The sequence below is a fragment of the Halomonas sp. Ps84H-12 genome (assembly GCF_024124725.1).
Classification (GTDB): domain Bacteria; phylum Pseudomonadota; class Gammaproteobacteria; order Pseudomonadales; family Halomonadaceae; genus Vreelandella; species Vreelandella aquamarina.
On sequence record NZ_JAMXSJ010000007.1, the window covers coordinates 93,759 to 112,963 of the forward strand.

Genomic DNA, 19,205 nt, shown 5'->3' on the forward strand with positions numbered 1-19,205 from the left:
CGAACAACACTTGAGCTTTATCGGTAGACCAGCGAACATGACAATAATGCAACTTATCACTGCAAGGGAGCTTCACCGATGACACGAAAGATTGCCGACGTCAGGCGTGACTATGAGGGTGGGCGTTTAGAAGAAGCGCAAACCCCAGATAACCCGTTTGTCATGTTTGATGAGTGGTTCAGCTTAGCGCTGGAAAGCGAAGGCAAGGATGGCAATGCCATGACCCTCGCCACGGTGGACAGCCAGGGTCGTCCTCATGCACGCGTTGTGCTGCTTAAGGGATTCGATGAGCAGGGCATGGTGTTTTTCACCAACTACCATAGCTATAAAGGCAGCGAGTTAAACAACGTGCCTTATGCTGCCTTGACGTTCTGGTGGCCCTCCTTATCACGCCAAGTACGCATCGAAGGCCCAGTGGAGCAAGTGTCTGCAGAAGAGTCAGACGAGTATTTTGCCAGCCGCCCGCGCGGCAGCCAGTTAGGGGCTTGGATCGCGACCCAAAGCGTGGTCATTCCAGATCGCAACTGGATTGAGGAGCGTCAAAAGCGCTTTGAACAGGCTTACGAAGGCCAGGATATTCCGCGCCCTATCCATTGGGGCGGCTACCGAGTAAATCCTGAAATGATCGAGTTTTGGCAAGGGCAACCCAGCCGTTTGCACGACCGCCTGCGCTATGAGCGCCGTGATGGCGGTGAGTGGAGCCGGTTCCGTTTAGCGCCCTAATCATCTAGCGCGACATGTCATTCAACAAATGGCCTGCCGGTATTCCAGCAGGCCATTTGTTTGAGCGTGGCTTAGGCTTAATCCGGCTGGCTCTCCAAGCGGTGCCGTTGCCACTCGCTGTCGGGTTCGTTTAGCCGTAACACTGCATCAATCACCTGCTCTTCCATGTTGTACCGACAGCGGAAGCCAAGGTGCTTCATCAGTGCCCGCATCGGGTGGTTATCCACCATGATCTTGCCGATCATTTCGAGCGTGCCGATGCTGGTGCAGTAGTCGATCATCTTCTTCATCAGCAGGCTGCCAATGCCCAGCCCCTGAAGATCATCCCGAATGATAATAGAGAACTCAGTGCGGATATTGTCTGGATCATTCCAAACCCTCACCACTCCCAGCATCTCCTTACTGCCATCATCGTGCTGATGCTCGGCAATAAATGCCATTTGCCGGTCATAGTTGATATGCGACAGGATGGAGAGGTCCCGCTGGGTAAGGTTCGACTTGTTGTGGAAGTAGCGAAAACGAATGCTCTCTTCCGATAGCTGGCGGTGGAAGGTAGTAATGAGCGGAGCATCCTCGGCGCGAATAGGCCGCACCTCCACCTGCCAGCCGTTATTGAGTGTGACCCACTCCCTGAGCTCTTCCGGGTAAGGCATGATCGCAAAGCGTGCGGGGTGCCCCAAATCCATCGCAAAATCGACTGCCAGCATGCCGTCACGGTTTAGCAGCAGCGGGTTGAGCTCCAAACCACGCAGATCCGTCAGGTCAGAGGCCATTTGTGACAGCTTAACCAGCAGTTGGCAAAGGTGCTGAATATCTCGCTCGGGGTCGGCAGAGTGCTCACGAATCAATGACGCCGCATGAGTGCGGCCTACTACATCTGAGGCGAGGCTCATATTGAGCGGCGGCAGCGCCACTTGGCGGTCGGCAAGTACGTTAACCTTGTAACCGCCAATACCGAAGACGATCAGCGGCCCAAACACGGGGTCCCGAGTGATGCCTGCACAAATTTGCATAGAGTGTTTGCCACGCTGCATGGGCTGTAAGCAGTACTCACGAATGGCGTGTTCGGGAAATTTCTCTTGTACTTTATCGCCTAACCGCCGCACGCCCTCAGCGACTTGCTCCGGCGTTTCCAAGTCTTGCAGCAGCCCAGCGGAAATTTTATGCGGGTGCTTGCGATAGCGATAAGGCCGGCAGTTACCCTCATGAACCACTTTCAGCGCCTTGGGCCCCGGAAAGCGCTCGGCGACCACCAAAGCCTCTTCTGGCGAGTGCACATAGGCGCTGGTGGAGGTAGGAATGCCGTAAGCCTCCAACACTTGCGCGGTTTCAGAGTGGGTGAGTGTCTGCCTGCCCTGCTCTTTTGCCTGCTTGATCAGTGCTCGGCATTCTGCACGTATTTCCGGGCTGGTAGAAAACGGCAGGCTGGGGGGGATTTCATGCAGCAGCGCCTGCACACGCTGGTAATCCACCATGTGCATAAACGCCTTCACTGCCTTTTCAGGCGAGGTATAGGTGGGAATCCCTGCCAGGTTGCAGACATGGCGAGCATTTAGCGCTTCTTTCAAGCCCATCCAGCTAGTGAGTAAATTACGCTTAAAGGTTTTACGGTGATCGATCAGCGCTTGGGCGGTGACCTGGGAAGGCGCTAACCTCGTGGGGGCATGCACTACCAGCACGGCATCCACATTAGGGTCAGCGGTGACGATTTGCAGCGCCTCCACAAAACGCTCTGGCGTCGCGTTACCGCCTAAGTCCACAGGGTTTTCACCCGGCTTACTCATATCCACTTGGCTTTTATGCAGAGCCGCCTGGGTGTCTGGGCTGAACTCAGCGAGCTTGCCACCCGCGCTAATCAGCTTATCGATGGCCAGCATGGCAGGCCCAAGCCCGTTGGAAACAATCGCCAAACGGTCGCCGTGTAGTGGCTTCATGCGTGATAGCGTTTCCAGCGCATCGAGCATTTCATCCGAATCGTTTACCCGAACCACGCCTGCACGGGCGAAAGCAGCATCGAACACCACGTCGCGATTGGCGATTCCCGGTGTAGGGGGCATGCTGGAAATATCCGACTGCGGCGTGCGGCCACTTTTGATCGCCACCACCAAACGGTTACGGGAAGCATCCCGTACGGAGGTCATAAAGTGCTGGGCATCCGTTACCCGCTCCAGATGCAATAAGATGGCCTGAGCAGGGGAAAACTGGTTCACATAGTCGATCAAATCAGGCAGCAGGACATCAACGCTGTCCCCTACGGTAATCAAATGGGAGAAGCCAACATCGCGACCCGCTGCCCAGTCGATCATCGCGTTGGCCAGCATCCCTGACTGGCCTAGGTAGGCGACCCTGCCGGCTTTAACCGGCTGGCTGGCGTAGGAGGCATTGAGCTTTTTGCCGGGCACAATCAGCCCCATACACTCCGGACCAAGCACACGAATGCCTGACTCCCGGGCAGCTTGCAGCATGCGTTGACGAATAGAGCCTTTACTGCCCTCTTCACGGTCAAGGTAGGCCCCACCAGAGAGCACCAAAGCGGCTTTTACGCCAAACTTTCCGAGCTTTTTAATCAGTTTGGGGACGCCCTCAATAGGCGAACACACTACTGCAAGGTCTGGCACTTCCGGCAGCTCATCAACCGTACGCACACAGTCAACGCCAAACACCGTCTCGTAGCCCTTGAGGTTAACGGCCCAGAGCTTACCTCTAAAACCACCCTCTTGAAGGTTGCCCAAAACCAAACCACCCAAGGACTCAGGCTTTTCAGAGGCACCGAACACGGCCGCCGAACGAGGTTCGAAAAAATGATGCAAAAAACGTGTGCTCACGAATGTGCCTCCCCTGGAGTGAATGACTACTGTGTACGACTTATTGACACTGTCGCGCAAGTCCCCGTGGCGATTAAGGTAGCTTTATTGTTATCGGAGCGCTTGCATGATCACTGCCTACCTTACCCACCCCGACTGCGCATTGCACCACATGGGGCCAGAACACCCTGAAAGCCCACTGCGGCTGGAGGCAATTCGTGCGCGCCTATCACTCTCTGGGCTATTGCAGCAAACCATGCAAGCCGATGCGAAAGAAGCCTGCGATGTGGCCTTGGCAAGAGTACACCCCCTTCGCCACCTAAATGCGCTGGAAAAGTGCCTTCCCAAAGAGGGGATTGTCACGCTGGACAGCGACACTATGATGAACCCAGATAGCCTAAAAGCCGCACGAGTAGCCGCAGGTGCAGTCGTGCGTGGTGTTGATCAGGTGTTTAAACGCCAGGCAGATAACGTATTTTGCGCCGTTCGTCCGCCTGGGCACCATGCAGAAGCTGCGGATGCGATGGGCTTCTGCTTTTACAACAACATTGCCGTGGGAGCCGCTCACGCAAAGGCCAAATACGGCGCTAAGCGCATCGCCATTCTCGATTTTGATGTGCATCAATGTAACGGCACTATCGATATTTTTAAAAATGACCCCGAAGTACTGATTTGCACTAGCTTTCAGTACCCCTTCTACCCGTGGCGTTACCTGCGCAGCGAATGGCAGAACGTAGTGAACACGCCGTTAGAAGTAGGCACGGCAAGTCAGGAGTACCGTCGCGTGATAGAGCATCAGTGGCTGCCCGCACTGCACGCGTTCAAACCCGATCTCGTGATGCTATCGGCAGGCTTTGACGCACATAAAGATGACCCTATGGGCGACATCTGCCTAGAGGATGAAGATTTCTACTGGGTAACACACTTGGCTATGGAAATCGCGGCGCTCTACGCCGATAACAGAGTCGTGTCTGTGTTGGAGGGTGGCTACAATCCCACGTCATTGGCTAGCGGTGCCGAAGCACACCTGAAAGCGCTCTTGGGCCTGCCCTTCACCAATGTTCCCTAGCCGCACCCGCGGTTAGGGAGCTGTGGTACTATGCAGCCACTATGTTGGCCTCCATTCTACGTGACCGTTATGACCGCCACTTCTGAAGAGCACGCAGCGCTGCGCATCGCGTCAGGGCGCAAACCTTTTGTCGAGCCGTTACGCCTGGGCGAGCGCCTCAAGCAAATTCGCCTTGCCAATCAGTGGACGTTGGAAGATGTGAGCCAGCGCACCGGCATTGCTCGCTCCACGCTCTCCAAAATCGAGAACGATCAGGTGTCGCCGACGTTTAGCGTGGTGCAGAAACTGATTAGTGGTCTCAATATCGACCTGCCCCAGCTCTTTACGCCACCCAAACGCGAACGCTACACCATGGGTAGGCGCGATCTCACGCGGAAAGGAAAAGGGCAGTTGCACCCTACTCCCACCTACGAGCATGAGTTGCTGGGCCATCAGCTTGCGCAAAAGCGCATGATTCCGTTTAAAACCATCGTACGGGCGCGTAGTTTCGAAGAGTATCACCAGTGGGTGCGTCACGATGGCGAAGAGTTTTTGATGGTGCTGCACGGCGACATCATGCTTTATACAGAATTCTATGCGCCGCTGGTACTGGCCGAGGGCGACAGCATCTACTTCGATAGTGACATGGGCCACGCCCTAGTCTCTACCAGCCAAGACGATGCTGTCGTGCTATCGGTGTGTACCCGAGGGGATTTGGTTTAGCGCTAAGGTTGCTTACTACAAGCAGTTCGTGGGCTTCGGCAACCCAGCAATACGAGCCAAACGTTTCGGCGGGCTGCCGGGGAATAGGCTCATTAAATAGACCGAGCGCCCTTTTTCCTCGCCTAATGCTTGCTTGGTGGCTTTGACTAGCGGTCGCATCGCTGGTGCCATTTCATAGCGGGCATAAAAATCCCGCACCACGCGAATGAGCTCCCAGTGCTCCTCTGTAAGTGTTAGCTCTTCATCCTTAGCTAACAAATCGGCAACCCCCTCGTCCCAGTCCCCTTGCTTTACTAAATACCCCTCAGGGTCGAGTTTGATTTGTTTATTAGCATCAAGATAACGGTATAAATTTTCATCACTCATTGATTTAGTACCATGACAGAATCTTAGTATGCTGCTCAGTCAGTTCGACAAAGCCTTCCATATCCACCAGGATTGCTTGGCTATTGAGCGCAGCTCCGCTTAAGCCGCGAGAAGCCGCATCCTCTTTTAGCACACACACGCTCACATCAGCCGCCGCATCCCAACCTTGCCAATCAGCATGCAGTAACGCCTGCACGGCATCTTCAATCAGTAAAATACCATCGCCCTCCGCAACGGTAGAGAGCATCTGCGCGGCCGCTTCGCTGTGCGGGGGCTTGTTCAGAATATGTAACATGTTGCTGCCCGTTTAAAAATTCATGACATAGGAGTGACGCTGTACCAATTCGGGTAAGGTATCGTCGGCCACTACCGTCGCCCCATCCACTAGTTGGGCTGCTTGCAAGTTCAACGCATCCAGCGCGCTTTGAGGCACTAGCAGCTGATCGATATCATACATCTCCAGCATATCAATGGTCGGTAGCGTTGCCTTTTGTCCTGGCGCACCGGCTGCCTGCTCTTTGAGAAGCGCCAGCACTCCCTGGCCAAGAAACAATAGACTAACCGTTTGGCCAAAGGCCGCAGCGACCAGCGCTACATCTAGCCCTTCTCTCAAGGCATTGGAGCTATAGGGGGCATGGCGAATAATCACTAGCCGTTCGTGTTCATGACTCATTGGGCGCTCTCTCTAGGCAAATGTGATTAAACGGTCACAGCGCTGCTGAAGCGTCAGCAGTTGCCCTAACCCGGTTAACTCAAATGGCGCATCCAGATTAAAGTGCGCTTGCCCATGGCGTTTTGCCTCAGCTTCACTCATTACGCCACGGCGCAGCGCCGCCGCAATGCACACGTCCAGCATCACGCCATGCTCATGATGCAGCGCTATCCAAGCGTCGCGCATGTTGAGTTCATCCTGCGGAGGTGTCATTAAGCTGGAGGCGTTATGAATCCCTTCTTGATAGAAGAATACGCCCGCCACTTGATGGCCTCGGCTGATCACTGCTTTAGCAAAGCGCAGTGCCGAATGAGGTGCCGCACTTGTGTAGGGGGCACCCATGACTAATAAGCCGTACTCCATTGCATCATCTCGTGCCAATTCAACGAAAAAAAACAGACCCTACTGAGTAGGGTCTGTCATTGATGTCACTTCGATCAAGTGATCGCGTTCTTACTACCCAATCAATCGTTGCTCATGATGCCCAGAATAGACAGCAGGCTGACGAACAGATTGTAGATAGAAACGTACAGCGTCACGGTAGCGAGGATGTAGTTGGTCTCGCCAGCGCGGTGCACAATTTCGCTGGTTTGATAGAGAATCGCGGCAGACGCAAATAGCACGAAGCCTGCAGAAACCATCAGCGACAGCGCAGGAATGTTGAAGAAGATGCCTGCAACCATCGCCAGAATCAACACGATGGCACCTGCCATCAGGAAATTGCTGAGGAAGCTGAAATCTTTCTTCGTGGTCAACGCAACCGCAGAGAGGCCAATAAACGTCAGGCCGGTCATAGCCAGCGCATTCATAATCAGCGCACCGCCATTAGGCAACGTTAGGTACGCAGAAATAATTGGGCCCAGGGTAAAGCCCATAAAGCCAGTAAACGCAAAGGTCGACAGCAGTCCAACTGCGGAGTTAGCTGTTTTGTGAACCAGGAACATCAAGCCGTAAGCACCGATGAAGAATACAAAGATATTCATCTGCTGGATGCCCATCGCCACTGAGGCACCCGCGGTGACGGCAGAGAACAGCAGCGTCATTGCCAGCAGCGCGTATGTGTTGCGTAACACCTTATTGGCGCTCGCACTACTCACCGAACTGTGTGTTTGCGTTCTTGCCATATTCGAATCGTTAAAAGCCATGTATCTATGCTCCCTAGTAGTCATACTATCAACGGACAAGCATGCCGTTACCTAGTTCCAGACGCAAGTCTTTGTCTTCCACGCAATCCGCACGTTTTTACGCATCTCCTCTCGGCATGCTTTAACTCCCACATCGACTTGGACACTACAATGCGCTTTAAAATCCCCACTCCCCTCTCAGTAACGGGTATTTCTACACTTTCTGCCCTTACCTTTTCCACCTTATTACTTTCCACAACGGTCTATGGCTATACCCCTAGCGGCAAAGACATCACTTACGGCCTGAATGGCGAGAGTTTTGAAGGTTATTTGGTCTCCGCTGGAGAAGACGCTAAAGGCAGCGTGCTCATCGTGCCTCAGCGCTGAGTAGCTCGCCCCTCAAACGGCAACCGGCTGCCAGCCTTCTGGCGAATAGCGCTCAAGGCCGTTATCCCCCATCCGGGTGAGCCACAGCCAGCGGTGGTTGATTAAATCGGCCACTACCGGCTGGCGTTCAATAATCGCTTCGATGCGTTCTCTGGGCGCGTCGATCACCACGGTTAAGCGCAACGGCTCGTGATGAAGCTTCTCGCCATCGCGCAGCGACTGCTCCGGCAGGCCAATGCGCAGTTGGGGCGAATTACCTTCAATAACGCCCACATGGCCACCCACCACTGAATGCAGCAGCTTATTGCCAGCGCCGTACAGCCCAGGCACCACGGTAGACGCGTAGTACTGCAGGTTGATCCAACTGGCCACCAGCATCGGTGCCATCATCAGCCCTTCTAACACCTTGCCTTCTGGATCTTGCTCTGGGTGGTAGTCGTGCAAGAACGCGCGCCCTTCCAACGCTTTCCCTTGGGTACGCGCCCGTGGCGCTAAAATAAGCGCGGCGTTATTTACCAGCCCCCACTCAGGCCGTGGTTGCGACCAGTCGGCACCGCGCGTAGCGAAGGTTTTCAGGCGCTCAATAGGGTCGGCGTCATCCACCCCCAGGTCAGGTGCCCGCTCTAGACGAGTAGCCTCACCCGCCACGTGTACACCGCTTTCAAATGCGGCCAGCGCGTCTTCTAGCGCTTCGGGCATCTGCTCATCCCGATAGACGTGCACGCGGTCGGTGAGCGTGCAGTGGGTGGCGGCCAATACGTGAAAAGGGCTGGGCAACGTCATACCTGCGTGTTGTACGGCCTGCTGTACTTCTAGGTCGTTCAGCAGCGCAGCGGCCACTCGCGCATTCATGCCGCCGCCCTGCCCGCCGCAGGCCCCGCAGGTCAGCCCGGCGTGATGCGGGTTGTTTTCGCTTTGGGAGTCGTGGCCCACCAGCACCAGCAGCGACGCCGTGGGGGTTCCCAGCAGCGTTAGCAGGTTTTTCGCCAGCGCTATTTTTTCATGGCGGGCAATTGGCTCGCCGTCGTAGGTGTGAAAAAGCCCGGCGGGCGCTTCGCACTGGGGCACGGTTGCCTGTTTACGCAGGCTGTCTTTAATCAGCTTCCAGCCCCAGGCAATGCCGGTTGTTTCCACCAGGGTAAAGGTTGAAAGCGGCGCGTACTTCGCGTGGCGCACGCTTTGGCGCAGGCTCTCTTTTTGATAGCGCTGAACGCCCCGCTGCTGCGGCTGCAACGAGCCCACCCGATAAGTCGGTTTTAACAACCCCGGCACGCGGGGCTGGGCACGCTCAGGCCCTGTAGCCGCATCGGCCACCGGCATAGCGAAGAACCCCGCGACGCCTAATGTGGCAACGGTAGGGGTGGCCTGCTCTAAATGGCGACGGAACCGCTCAGAGCGTACATCGATACAGAACGCAGCCTGTACCTTGGGAGCGGAGGAAGACTCGGCACTCGGCGCGGCTAACGTTATGGCTAGCGCCCGCTGATAGCCCAGCTCATAGGCATGCTGCCAACACCACAGCGCCTCATGCGCAGAAGTAATGCCCGCATCGGCGGTTTGCCACTGGGCAAACCACTCGCTCTGTTGGATGCTGGTGAGCTGGTCAACGCCTATCCACTCCCATGCCAGTACCATGGCAGCCAGCTGGGTAATGCCCGCCTCTGCCTGCTGGTGGGCGGTATGCCAACCAATGCCTTGGCACCAGGAAGCCCAGCCGTTAATCCGTAACAACAGGGTGTGGGCCAGTACCTCAAACGCTTCTGGGGTGAGCGCCCAATCCTCAGCTATTTGCTCAACCGCTGCTGTGGGGTCATCTGGCAGAGCTTGTAACGCCTGGCGCTGCGCTTTAGGCCAGCGCAGATCGTGTTGTGCCGACGTTTTCCAGAAGTGATAAAGCGAAGGCACAAAACGGCTTGCCCAGCGCTGTTGATGGTGATCGAAGTAGCTGGCACAGCTTTCCGCCAGCGGGTCAAACCCATCATGCCCTGCCAGGGAATCCCAGGCGCTGCGTAGCGGCGTTACCGGCTTTGGCGGTGTTGCCAAGTAGCTCACTAAGCTCTGCTCGCTATAGGCGTAGCCGCCTTGGCGCAGCACCTGCTGCAGGTCTTGCGGGGTAATCCGGCCCGATTCCCAAGCATTACGATAAAACTCGGCAGGCATGGTCATCGGCTGCCCGGCCCGGCGGCTGAGCGCTTGGCTCACCTGCTCAATGGGCTGATGCTTCAGGCCCCACCAGGGGTTGACCGCAATCCACTGGTCCAGCGGCCACACCGGGGCAATGGCGTCGGTCGCGCGCTTTAGCGCATCGCGATACTGCTCTGGCGACGGCACTGACGAATGGTGTGAGGATGTGTCTACGGCAATAGGCTGACTCATGACCACTCTCCTTTTAAACCAGGGGCAAGCGATGAAGGACGCGACCAGGCACGAATGGGGGCTACCGCATCCACCGCACGCTGAAACGGCAGTGCCAGGTAAAGCCCCTGGCTAAAGTGAACGCGCCAGCGGGCTACCCAGGCAGCCTGAGGGAACAGCGTGACGGCTCCAGCGGCCAACACTAGGCTTGCCAGCATCAGTGTCCCTAAAAGTCCTGCCGTGAGTGTTAAGGGCGTGTAGGCGCTGGGCAGTGCAGGTGCCAGCACGCTGTGTAGCAAGGCATACAACGGCACCAGGGCAAGCGCCATTCCTACCAGCGCTAAACGCTTGGGTTTGGCGGTGCCCACCGGCATGCCCAACAGCGTGCTGCCCACCGCCAAGCTAAGCAGTGCACCCAGCAGCGGATTATGGCTAACCAGCGAGGGCCACAGCATCAGTACCATCGCCGCGACAGCGGCCGCAGGCAGCGCAAGAGAAAGACGCTGACGCAGCGGTGCAAGCGGCAGGCGCTCACAGCGCGAGGCCCTCACGGTACGGCCAGACGCCAAGAAGGAGTGAGCTTTGTAAAGCGAGTGCGCCAACAGGTGAGCCAGCGCCAAGGTGTACGCCCCTACGCCAATTTCAAACAGCATAAAGCCCATTTGCGCGCAGGTAGACCACGCCAGAGCATGCTTGACGGAGGTTTGGGTCAGCATCGTCATCACCGCGACCAGTGCGGTAAAACCACCCACCGCAATGAGCAGGTAGTGGCCCAGCGTTAGGCCATCAAACACCGGGAACAAACGCAGCCACACAAAGCCCCCCAGGTTAATCACCCCCGCATGCAGCAGCGCGGAAACCGGTGTGGGGGCTTCCATGACTTTGATCAACCAGCCATGCATCGGCACCTGGGCGCATTTGCACAGTGCCGCGATGGCCAGCGCCACTGAGGCGGCCTCCACCTGCCAGCCGCTAGAGGACGCCGCAGCGGCCGCAAACAGCTCAGGTAGCTGAAAGGTACCGAAACGTGCATATAAAAGCACTACCGCTACAACCAGCGCCGCATCGCCTATACGGCTAACCACAAATTTTTGCCATGCCGCCCGTTGGGCTTCCACACGCTCAGGGTAGAGCGTTAATAAGTGGTGCAGCGCCACACTCACTCCCACCCAGGCAATCAGCATCACGACCAAGTGATGGGTAAAGACCAGCAGCATCACGCTTGCCAGCACCACCAAACACCAGGGCAAAAACCGACGCTCGCCACGGTCGCCCTTTAGGTAGTTCTCTGCAAAACGCAGCAGCACCGTGCCTAACAAGCTGATCAGTAGCGCCATCCACACGGCCAAACCATCCGGATACAAGCCCAGCGGCTGAGCGGCTTCGGGCAAGCCGGTAGGTACACCCAGCGCATCCAGCACCAGTAGCCCGCCCACCGCTAGGCTCGCGACCAGCGCACTTGCCGTTAACCAGCGGCCTATTTGCCAAGCGCGCTTCAGCGATGCGGGCGTGCTGGCCCGTGCGCTGACGCCCGCCATCACTAACAGCGAAACCGGGACCAGTAACCACAGCGCTAGCAGTGATAGCACCGTTATGTTGATAAAATGTGGCATAGCCTTTCCCCTTCAGTCGTATGCCACAAACTATGCCCAGCTCGCCACCATATAAAAAATAGTTTATTTTTCAATAATCGTTCTTTAAAACAGAACGAATAGCCAACACGCAGCCTGAGGCCCCTCTGCCATGAAGCTCAACTACCATCACCTTTACTATTTTTGGCAAGTGGCGAAATCAGGCCACCTGACCCGCACGGCCGAAGCGCTGCACGTGTCACAGTCGTCGCTTTCCCAGCAAATTCGCCAGCTAGAGGAGCGCCTAGGCCAAGCGCTGTTTATTCGCGAAGGGCGGCAGCTGCACCTTTCCGAAGCGGGCAGGCTGGCGTTTGATTACGCGGAAACCATCTTCACCCAAGGCGAAGAGCTGAGCGCGCTGTTTGCTGAAGGCGGCCACGCCCATCGCGAAGTGGTGCGCGTCGGGGCAGTGGCCACGCTATCGCGCAACTTTCAGGAAGGATTTGTACGGCCGCTGCTGGGCCGAGACGACCTAGATTTGATACTGCAAAGCGGTGGTCTGGATGACCTGCTAAGGCGGCTTTCGGCCCACAAGCTAGACGTGGTGCTCTCTAACCAACCCGTGCGTGGCGATAGTGAACACCCCTGGCGCTCCCAGCGGTTAGCGCGCCAGCCGGTAAGTTTAATTGCAGCACCCCACCTCTCGCCGCCCCCTGCTTTTCCCAAAGGCTTAAACGGCCACGCGTTTATTCTGCCTGGGGTTGAAAACGCCACTCGCCACGCCTTCGACCAGCTGTGCAGCCACTACCGGCTAACGCCCAAGATTGCCGCCGAAGTCGACGACATGGCAATGATGCGCCTACTGGCGCGGGACACGCAGCACATTGCCGTTATGCCCCCCGTGGTAGTACGTGACGAGCTGCACAACGGCACGCTAAAAGATTACGGCGCGCTGCCCGGCGTATGGGAAGAATTCTACGCCATTACCATTCAACGCCGGTTTGAATCCCCCAGCCTAAAAGCGCTGCTCACTCGCTCTGGCGAATCGCTGTTGGATTAGCGCGTAGGCAAGCGCTCTACTTAGCCAACAAGCCCGCCACACCCCGCTCGGCGGCTTCAATGGCACCGCCTAAATACCCGGCATACTGTTCACCCCATTCGCTACCAATGCCAGTTAAGCAAAGCTGCCAAGGCCCCATCGCAAGCGCGAGCAGACGGTGCTATCCCATGATGCTCGCTGGGCTGTTGATAGGTGTGGGTAGCGGTGAACGTCTCCTGCGCCCAATCTTTAATCACATCCCGCGTTGGGTTAGCCGCCTCAGGGCCAACAACCTGGCGAGCTGAGCGCGGCAGTGCTGGCGCAAGGCTTCATCGCCCACCTGCGCTCGTACACGCTCAGCCCCCGCAACACACTAAGGTAGGTGGGCGCTTTACCTTCCCCGGCTTGCCCGCTTTCAAGCGGTGGCCAGGCAGCCCAAGCTAATAATGGAATACCCTACCCCAGCAAACAACGGCGTAGCTATGACCCTAGCGCCAGCTAGATAGAACTTTCCTTTCTTTCTTTTTGTCCATACAATTAAATAACATGATAATCGACTTTGACCCGAACAAAAGCGCTCGCAATGAGGAGGAGCGCGGCTTACCTTTCACAGCGGTTGAACGCTTTGATTGGGACGGCGCGCTATTCCATGAAGATGACCGCTACGACTATCCAGAACAGCGCTTCATCGGGTTGGGCAAGATCGGGCAACGGGTACACGTGGTGTGCTTTACGCCCATTGAAGGCGGCATACGGGTTATCAGCCTGAGGAAAGCCAACACACGGGAGGTAAGGCGCTATGAAAACGCGGCTCACGAATAAAGACGGTGAAGTAAGAGAACTCACAGACCAGGACGTTAAGCAGATGCGCCCTATGTCTGAGGTGTTGCCCGCTAACCTACAACGCGCCATTGGTCAGCGTGGCCGCCAGCAGGCACCCACCAAGGTAAAGACTTCCATCCGCTTATCGCCGGAAGTGATCGAGCACTTCAAGGCGCAAGGGGAAGGCTGGCAACGGCGCATAGATCAGGCGCTAAAGACTTACATTCAAGAGCACAGCCACAGCCGTTAAGGTGGCGCGTGGCTATAATTCCGATTCTCTGAAGGAATTACGCTAAATCAATGCGTTGCCCATAGTTTCAGCGTAAAAGGTGCGGATCGTCACCTTTTACGGCTGGCTATGACCACCACCTCCACAGCATCGAATGCTTGAGACTTCGGCTAAACAACAATCAACCGCACCCGGTGCGGCTCGCTCACATCAATTTCAGCGCTACTTGTCACCCGCACGCCCCCCCGCGGGAGTTCGGCGGGGCGTGTCGGCTGACTAGCGGCGGGATCGGTGGCGCTCGCTACAGCGCGGCGGCCCATATCGGTTAGGTGCCCAGCAGAATGAAAGGCTAGAAAGAAGGTCAGGAGGGAACCGACTTTTCACCATGAAACTGGAAATCTATCCAGTATGACTACCTGAGAATAGCTCTCAAAAAAATGGTTAGAAAAGTGGTTAGAATGCAAAAAAAATCAAAGCCCGCAAGTCGTTGACTCTACGGGCTTTTTTAATAATGGCGGAGGGACAGGGATTCGAACCCTGGATAGGCTATTAACCTATGCCGGTTTTCAAGACCGGTGCATTCAACCGCTCTGCCATCCCTCCGGCTTATGGGTGCGTATACTAACAGCTTCTCCTTGTAAGTCAACGCCTTTTGAATAAATTAGTAGAGCCTTAAGCCTACCCGGGTAATGTCGCCGCCTTCCATTTCACTGACGACCCAGTGAATGCCGTGCCAGTCCACGTCGTCCCCCACCACTGGGTGGCCGCCTACCCGCAGAGAGACGAACTCGGCCAGGGTCATCTCCTGCTCGCCGGGGCTCAGAGTCAAGCCGTAGGCTTGAGCGATGTCTTGCATTTGGGCGTTGCCGTCCAAAGTAAAGGTGCCAAAGAAGGCGCGCTCTTGCTTGAGCTTGGCATCGCCATTGAACAAGCGATTCAGGGCCACCAGGTCTTCACTGCGACCAATCACGCAGACCACATCCCCCAGTTTCAGTCGGGTGCTGCCTTTGGGGTGGAGCATGACATGGTTGCGGAACAACGCCGAGATCAAGGCGCCGGAGGGAAACCGCAGCAGCCGGATAGGCACATCGTCCAAGTCCTGGTTTTCTACCGTGTAGACGAACATTTCAAAATCGTTTTCCGGCAGGATGCCCAGTGGACCGCGACGGTTGGGCATGGTACCCGCGGGTACTTCTACTTTCAGCCAGCGGGCCATGAGGGTGAGAGAGCCGCCTTGAATCAGCAGCGACATCAGCACCACCGCAAAGGCGACATTAAAGTAGAGCGACGCGTTTTCGACTCCGCCAATCACTGGAAAAATGGCGAGCACGATCGGAACGGCTCCGCGCAGGCCGACCCAGGCAATGAAGAGGGTTTCGCGCCAACGGAATTTGAAAAAGGGTTTAATGCTAATCAAGACGGCCAGCGGGCGAGCAACGAAGATCAACGCCAACGCAACGAAGCCAGCGGGCAGGGCCACGTCCCAAAGCTCGCTGGGCGTCACCAGCAATCCCAGCACCAAGAACAAGCCAATTTGGCTCAACCAGGCCAAACCATCGTGTACGGGCAGGATGAAATTGAGGTGGCGGCCTGGCTGATTACCAATCATCAGGCCCGCTAGATAAATCGCTAAAAAGCCGCTGCCTCCCAGCACGCTGGTCAACCCGAACACGCTAAAGCCAAGTGCCAGCGCCAGCATGGCATAAAGACCAGGTGCCAAGTCCAGCCAGCGGAGCAGTTTAGCGCTAAGCCATCCGCCCCCAATGCCGACGGCCAACCCAATACCAAACTGAGAAACAAAGAACAGCAACGTTTCGCTGACAGCGCCGATGTCACCGACCAGCAGCTCTACCAGCATCAGTGTTAGAAAGATCGCCATCGGGTCGTTGGTACCCGATTCGATTTCCAGCGTCGCCCCTACCCGTTCGTTAAGGTTCACTCCCCGTCCGCTTAACATGGAGAAGACCGCCGCAGCATCGGTAGACCCGACGATGGCACCTACCAGCAGCCCTTGCACCAAGGAGAGATCAAATACCCACATGGCAATGACGCCGACGATGGCACTGGTAATGAAGACACCGAACGTCGCCAGAGAGAGCGCAGGACGAAACCCGACTCGGAACGTTTTAAGACGCGTGCGCAACCCACCATCGAGCAGAATCATGGCGAGCGCTAGATGGCCGATCGTAAAGGCCATGGAATAATCATCGAACTCGACGCCTAGCAGGCCTTCCTCTCCGGCCAACATCCCGAGGCCCAAGAAAATCAGCAGTATCGGTACGCCCACCATGGAAGAGAGACGACTTGCGAGGATGCTGAGCGCCATTAGGGAACCACCCACTAGGAAGAACGTATAAATTGCGTCCATGTCTCTCCATCTCTACATTAATGCCGTTCTATTATTGCATATCGTTGCTGAATTTACTGAGCGTGTTCGCTAGGTTTATGCAAGGGACTAGCCAGATGCTTTGCCTGACAGCTAAACTCCGCCGTCCTACCATCGGGAGTTGAGGTTATGTTGAACGCTTTTTGGCGTGAACGTTCATTTCTAGCACTTTCATTGTTCTTTTTTTTATTATTTTCATTTTCAGCAACTTACGCAAACGAAGAGCGTGATTCAGGAAACCTCGACGCCCCTCTTTCTTTAGAAAGCGATGTAGCGCTTCCTGAAGGGCTGTGGCCCGCAGGCGATAACAGCGCAGCTGAAGTGCCTGAAGAAGCGCCCAGTATGGCGGTGATTCCCCCGCCGCCTCTTGACCCGCCGCCGCTGAAACAGCTCACACTAATGCTAGACTGGTACTTAAGCCCCCAGCATGCCGCCCTTATCGTGGCGAAAGAGCGGGCCCTGTTTGCTGCCCAAGGGCTTGAAATCGAGCTATTAACCCCAGCCGACCCATCCATTGCGATTAAGCTGCTGGCGGCCGGAGAAGTTGATTTAGCGCTCACCCGCCAGCCGCTGCTACATTTACATGCCCACGATGGCGCGCCAATTACACGCATCGCCACGCTGATAGAAACACCGTTAAATGCAGTGATCGTGGCAGGTGAAGCGCCAGCACCCGCAGCGGTTGCCGACGCCCTAGCCGATTTACACTACGGTTATTCCACCCGCGAGGGGCGTGATGTGTTAGTGGAACAACTTCTGCCCCGTTCAGTGCGCCAAGTCGATGACTTCGTTGCGCCTGAAAGCGTCCATTTTGATGCCGCCGATGCACTACGTTCGAGCAGAGTAGACGCCGTGGCGGATGGTTTTTTTCATACGCTACCCCAGCAGCTCGCCTCCGATGGTATCGTCACTCATACCGTGCGCTACAGCGACATCGATATCCCGCGCCACGATGGGCTGATTCTATTAGCCAATAGCGACTCCGTTGCTCGTCAGGCCACCACCTGGTCGCGGGTGCTGATCGCTCTGGAAGAGGCCAGCAACTGGATGATTGAGCACCCCGAAGAAGCCTGGACGCTGCTGGTCACAACACACCCCGTACTGGATAACCCCATCAATCAAGAGGCGTGGGATGACCTGCTCCGCCGCGTTGCGTTAAGCCCTGCGGCACTAGACGAGCGGCGCTATGCGGCGTTTGAAAGCTACTTACAGAGTGCGGGAGTCACAGAAAATTCAATTCCCATCACGCGGCTGGCGGTGAACCCCCACTTACTGATGGAGCGCTAACCCCTGATGGAGCGCTAACCCGCACGCCGTAATTACGATTGCGCCGCTATAAAGGCGTCGATCGCTTGCTGAAACGCATCAGGCTGGTCTGCATGCAGCCAGTGGCCAGCGTTTTTGAGGGTGACCAGCCGCGCCCGAGGCAGCACTTCACGCAGCGCTGGCAGCATATCGTCGCTCACGTAGTGGGAATTGGCACCGCGCAGTACCAGCGTCGCGCCTTCAAACGGGGAATCACCATCGGGCTCACCGATAATGGCCTCGTAGCCGCGTTGGATTTCATCCAGGCCAACCCGCACGCCCATAATGCCCTGCTCATCGCGCACGAGGTTGGTGGCCAAAAACAGCCGCGTAGGGCGCGAATCGACGTGCTCTGCTAGCAGGGCGTCTGCTTCGCGGCGATTGGTTGGCTTGCCTTTTCGTACTTGCTCCAGGGCAGCAAACACATCGTCATGGCCGTGCTGATAGGCCACCGGGGCAATATCGGCCACCATTAGCGAGAGGCAACGCTGCGGCGCTTGGCGCGCCAGCGTAATGGCTACCTTGCCGCCCATGGAGTGGCCTAAAATATGCGCTTGCTCAATACCCAGCTTATCTAACGCTGCCAACACATCCTGGCTCATGGCGCTATAGCTCATGCCTTCTGCGTGTGGGGAGCGTCCGTGGTTTCGCAGGTCCACCGCCACTACCCGGCGCTTGCGCTGCCACACTTTCAAATGCGAGCGCCAATTATCGGCACTGCCGAGCAAGCCATGAATCACGACCAGCGGCTGGCTATCCGCGTCGGCGTCAGCAGGCAGGTCAATCGCGTAAAGATCCACGGGGACATTGTCGGTCATGCTATTTCCTTATCGGTTAAGCGGTTCGCGGCGCAGCATCGTCCTGCCCTGTCCATACCACCAAACGACGCGTTAGCCATGCGAGCAGCAGGCCATAGAGCGGCAGGAAGAACAGCAGGCTAATGCCCAGCTTAATGGCGTAGTCAACGGCAGCAATTTCTACCCAGTGCTGAGCCATAAAGGGGTCAGGACTGTTATAGAAGGCGGTGGCAAAGAAGGCAAACGTATCGGCAAGATTGCCCACAATGGTCGAGCACACAGGTGCGACCCACCACGCCCACTGGCGCAGGCGGTCAAACACCTGCACATCGAGCAGTTGCCCCAATACGTAAGCAAGGAAGCTGGCAACTGCAATGCGGGCAACAAACAGGTTCCACTCGCCGAGTGCCTCAATGCCGGCAAAGCTGCCGCGTGGGAAGATCACTGACACCACGTAAGACACCAACAGCGCCGGAAACATCACGCGTAGGATAATCGTGCGGGCTGGCCCTTTACCAAATAGGCGCACCGTTAAGTCGGTGGCTAGAAAGATAAACGGAAAGCTGAACGCACCCCAGGTGGTATGAAACCCAAACAGCGTAAACGGTAGCTGCACCAGATAGTTACTGGCAGCAATGATGGCGATATGGAAGGCGACCATTACCATGAGGCAACGGCGATGCTGAGCGTCGGTTAAAGCAAACATACAGATTGGCCTTTTTTTGGTTGATAGAGGGGTTAGGGAACCCTCGAAAAAGCGCGTTGAGCGCCACTGGGCCGCGCATTATACGCGTTCCTCACGGCAAACGCACAA

General features: G+C 56.4%; 19 protein-coding genes and 1 tRNA gene. 8 read left to right on the forward strand and 12 right to left on the reverse strand.

What is annotated here, in order from left to right; all coding sequences use genetic code 11:
* The first annotated feature begins 78 nt into the window (after positions 1-78).
* Positions 79-723, forward strand: coding sequence for a pyridoxamine 5'-phosphate oxidase (gene pdxH / locus NH344_RS05445; protein ID WP_044629125.1), 645 nt, complete (start codon positions 79-81; stop codon positions 721-723).
* Between the two features lie 77 nt (positions 724-800).
* On the opposite strand, the gene NH344_RS05450 is transcribed toward pdxH, so the two are convergent.
* Positions 801-3,548, reverse strand: a complete 2,748-nt coding sequence (locus NH344_RS05450) for a bifunctional acetate--CoA ligase family protein/GNAT family N-acetyltransferase (RefSeq protein WP_253027610.1) — start codon at positions 3,546-3,548, stop codon at positions 801-803.
* A gap of 106 nt (positions 3,549-3,654) precedes the next feature.
* Here NH344_RS05450 and NH344_RS05455 point away from each other — a divergent pair, with 106 nt between their 5' ends.
* On the forward strand, positions 3,655-4,596 hold the full coding sequence (locus NH344_RS05455) for a histone deacetylase family protein (protein WP_074210578.1): 942 nt from the start codon (positions 3,655-3,657) through the stop codon (positions 4,594-4,596).
* A 69-nt stretch (positions 4,597-4,665) separates the two neighbouring features.
* Entirely contained in the window at positions 4,666-5,298 is a 633-nt protein-coding gene (locus NH344_RS05460; protein WP_044629172.1) for an XRE family transcriptional regulator, read from the forward strand.
* A gap of 15 nt (positions 5,299-5,313) precedes the next feature.
* On the opposite strand, the gene NH344_RS05465 is transcribed toward NH344_RS05460, so the two are convergent.
* The 5 genes from NH344_RS05465 to NH344_RS05485 form a co-directional block, all read right to left on the reverse strand.
* Positions 5,314-5,664, reverse strand: a complete 351-nt coding sequence (locus NH344_RS05465; protein WP_044629128.1) for a TusE/DsrC/DsvC family sulfur relay protein — start codon at positions 5,662-5,664, stop codon at positions 5,314-5,316.
* Positions 5,665-5,668: 4 nt separating this feature from the next.
* Positions 5,669-5,959: a sulfurtransferase complex subunit TusB gene (tusB, locus tag NH344_RS05470; RefSeq protein ID WP_062361177.1), complete on the reverse strand. Its 291-nt coding sequence runs from the start codon at positions 5,957-5,959 to the stop codon at positions 5,669-5,671.
* A gap of 12 nt (positions 5,960-5,971) precedes the next feature.
* The gene (gene tusC, locus NH344_RS05475) at positions 5,972-6,337 is read right to left on the reverse strand and encodes a sulfurtransferase complex subunit TusC (RefSeq protein WP_062361175.1); all 366 of its coding nucleotides are present in this window, start codon (positions 6,335-6,337) and stop codon (positions 5,972-5,974) included.
* A gap of 12 nt (positions 6,338-6,349) precedes the next feature.
* A complete protein-coding gene (gene tusD, locus NH344_RS05480; protein ID WP_044629131.1) occupies positions 6,350-6,739 on the reverse strand; it encodes a sulfurtransferase complex subunit TusD in 390 nt (129 codons plus the stop codon).
* Between the two features lie 101 nt (positions 6,740-6,840).
* On the reverse strand, positions 6,841-7,521 hold the full coding sequence (locus NH344_RS05485) for a Bax inhibitor-1/YccA family protein (RefSeq protein WP_044629132.1): 681 nt from the start codon (positions 7,519-7,521) through the stop codon (positions 6,841-6,843).
* Between the two features lie 150 nt (positions 7,522-7,671).
* Here NH344_RS05485 and NH344_RS05490 point away from each other — a divergent pair, with 150 nt between their 5' ends.
* Positions 7,672-7,887, forward strand: a complete 216-nt coding sequence (locus NH344_RS05490) for a hypothetical protein (protein WP_044629133.1) — start codon at positions 7,672-7,674, stop codon at positions 7,885-7,887.
* A 12-nt stretch (positions 7,888-7,899) separates the two neighbouring features.
* On the opposite strand, the gene NH344_RS05495 is transcribed toward NH344_RS05490, so the two are convergent.
* Together NH344_RS05495 and NH344_RS05500 are read right to left on the reverse strand one after the other, a co-directional pair.
* The gene (locus NH344_RS05495) at positions 7,900-10,263 is read right to left on the reverse strand and encodes a putative inorganic carbon transporter subunit DabA (RefSeq protein ID WP_044629134.1); all 2,364 of its coding nucleotides are present in this window, start codon (positions 10,261-10,263) and stop codon (positions 7,900-7,902) included.
* Positions 10,260-11,855 (reverse strand): NADH-quinone oxidoreductase subunit L, encoded by a 1,596-nt coding sequence (locus NH344_RS05500; RefSeq protein WP_044629135.1) that lies wholly within the window; start codon positions 11,853-11,855, stop codon positions 10,260-10,262. Before NH344_RS05500 ends, NH344_RS05495 begins: the two co-directional genes overlap by 4 nt.
* Positions 11,856-11,985: 130 nt before the next feature.
* On the opposite strand from NH344_RS05500, the gene NH344_RS05505 reads away from it, so the two are divergent.
* The 3 genes from NH344_RS05505 to NH344_RS05515 all read left to right on the forward strand — a co-directional run bounded on the left by NH344_RS05505 (position 11,986) and on the right by NH344_RS05515 (position 13,924).
* Complete coding sequence (locus NH344_RS05505; protein ID WP_044629136.1) at positions 11,986-12,873, forward strand: LysR substrate-binding domain-containing protein; 888 nt, start codon at positions 11,986-11,988, stop codon at positions 12,871-12,873.
* A 525-nt stretch (positions 12,874-13,398) separates the two neighbouring features.
* Entirely contained in the window at positions 13,399-13,674 is a 276-nt protein-coding gene (locus NH344_RS05510; protein ID WP_044629137.1) for a BrnT family toxin, read from the forward strand.
* Complete coding sequence (locus tag NH344_RS05515) at positions 13,652-13,924, forward strand: BrnA antitoxin family protein (protein ID WP_044629138.1); 273 nt, start codon at positions 13,652-13,654, stop codon at positions 13,922-13,924. The genes NH344_RS05510 and NH344_RS05515 overlap by 23 nt, the downstream gene beginning before the upstream one ends.
* 491 nt (positions 13,925-14,415) lie before the next feature.
* Here the strand turns inward: NH344_RS05515 and NH344_RS05520 are convergent.
* A tRNA-Ser gene (locus NH344_RS05520) sits at positions 14,416-14,506 on the reverse strand.
* A 58-nt stretch (positions 14,507-14,564) separates the two neighbouring features.
* The gene (locus tag NH344_RS05525; protein WP_054641126.1) at positions 14,565-16,271 is read right to left on the reverse strand and encodes a potassium/proton antiporter; all 1,707 of its coding nucleotides are present in this window, start codon (positions 16,269-16,271) and stop codon (positions 14,565-14,567) included.
* Between the two features lie 147 nt (positions 16,272-16,418).
* On the opposite strand from NH344_RS05525, the gene NH344_RS05530 reads away from it, so the two are divergent.
* A complete protein-coding gene (locus tag NH344_RS05530) occupies positions 16,419-17,576 on the forward strand; it encodes an ABC transporter substrate-binding protein (RefSeq protein WP_253027611.1) in 1,158 nt (385 codons plus the stop codon).
* A gap of 32 nt (positions 17,577-17,608) precedes the next feature.
* On the opposite strand, the gene NH344_RS05535 is transcribed toward NH344_RS05530, so the two are convergent.
* Together NH344_RS05535 and NH344_RS05540 are read right to left on the reverse strand one after the other, a co-directional pair.
* Positions 17,609-18,412 (reverse strand): alpha/beta fold hydrolase, encoded by an 804-nt coding sequence (locus tag NH344_RS05535; RefSeq protein ID WP_074210572.1) that lies wholly within the window; start codon positions 18,410-18,412, stop codon positions 17,609-17,611.
* 16 nt (positions 18,413-18,428) lie between these two features.
* A complete protein-coding gene (locus tag NH344_RS05540; protein WP_074210571.1) occupies positions 18,429-19,097 on the reverse strand; it encodes a 7-cyano-7-deazaguanine/7-aminomethyl-7-deazaguanine transporter in 669 nt (222 codons plus the stop codon).
* Between the last annotated feature and the right edge of the window lie 108 nt (positions 19,098-19,205).

Coding starts and splice junctions, on each gene's coding strand:
- NH344_RS05515 (WP_044629138.1), top strand. CDS start 13,652: ATGAAAACGCGGCTCACGAATAAAGACGGTGAAGTAAGAGAACTCACA.
- NH344_RS05525 (WP_054641126.1), bottom strand. CDS start 16,271: ATGGACGCAATTTATACGTTCTTCCTAGTGGGTGGTTCCCTAATGGCG.
- NH344_RS05490 (WP_044629133.1), top strand. CDS start 7,672: ATGCGCTTTAAAATCCCCACTCCCCTCTCAGTAACGGGTATTTCTACA.
- NH344_RS05455 (WP_074210578.1), top strand. CDS start 3,655: ATGATCACTGCCTACCTTACCCACCCCGACTGCGCATTGCACCACATG.
- NH344_RS05535 (WP_074210572.1), bottom strand. CDS start 18,412: ATGACCGACAATGTCCCCGTGGATCTTTACGCGATTGACCTGCCTGCT.
- NH344_RS05540 (WP_074210571.1), bottom strand. CDS start 19,097: ATGTTTGCTTTAACCGACGCTCAGCATCGCCGTTGCCTCATGGTAATG.
- pdxH (WP_044629125.1), top strand. CDS start 79: ATGACACGAAAGATTGCCGACGTCAGGCGTGACTATGAGGGTGGGCGT.
- tusB (WP_062361177.1), bottom strand. CDS start 5,959: ATGTTACATATTCTGAACAAGCCCCCGCACAGCGAAGCGGCCGCGCAG.
- NH344_RS05510 (WP_044629137.1), top strand. CDS start 13,399: ATGATAATCGACTTTGACCCGAACAAAAGCGCTCGCAATGAGGAGGAG.
- NH344_RS05530 (WP_253027611.1), top strand. CDS start 16,419: ATGTTGAACGCTTTTTGGCGTGAACGTTCATTTCTAGCACTTTCATTG.
- NH344_RS05500 (WP_044629135.1), bottom strand. CDS start 11,855: ATGCCACATTTTATCAACATAACGGTGCTATCACTGCTAGCGCTGTGG.
- NH344_RS05495 (WP_044629134.1), bottom strand. CDS start 10,263: ATGAGTCAGCCTATTGCCGTAGACACATCCTCACACCATTCGTCAGTG.
- tusC (WP_062361175.1), bottom strand. CDS start 6,337: ATGAGTCATGAACACGAACGGCTAGTGATTATTCGCCATGCCCCCTAT.
- NH344_RS05505 (WP_044629136.1), top strand. CDS start 11,986: ATGAAGCTCAACTACCATCACCTTTACTATTTTTGGCAAGTGGCGAAA.
- tusD (WP_044629131.1), bottom strand. CDS start 6,739: ATGGAGTACGGCTTATTAGTCATGGGTGCCCCCTACACAAGTGCGGCA.
- NH344_RS05460 (WP_044629172.1), top strand. CDS start 4,666: ATGACCGCCACTTCTGAAGAGCACGCAGCGCTGCGCATCGCGTCAGGG.
- NH344_RS05465 (WP_044629128.1), bottom strand. CDS start 5,664: ATGAGTGATGAAAATTTATACCGTTATCTTGATGCTAATAAACAAATC.
- NH344_RS05485 (WP_044629132.1), bottom strand. CDS start 7,521: ATGGCTTTTAACGATTCGAATATGGCAAGAACGCAAACACACAGTTCG.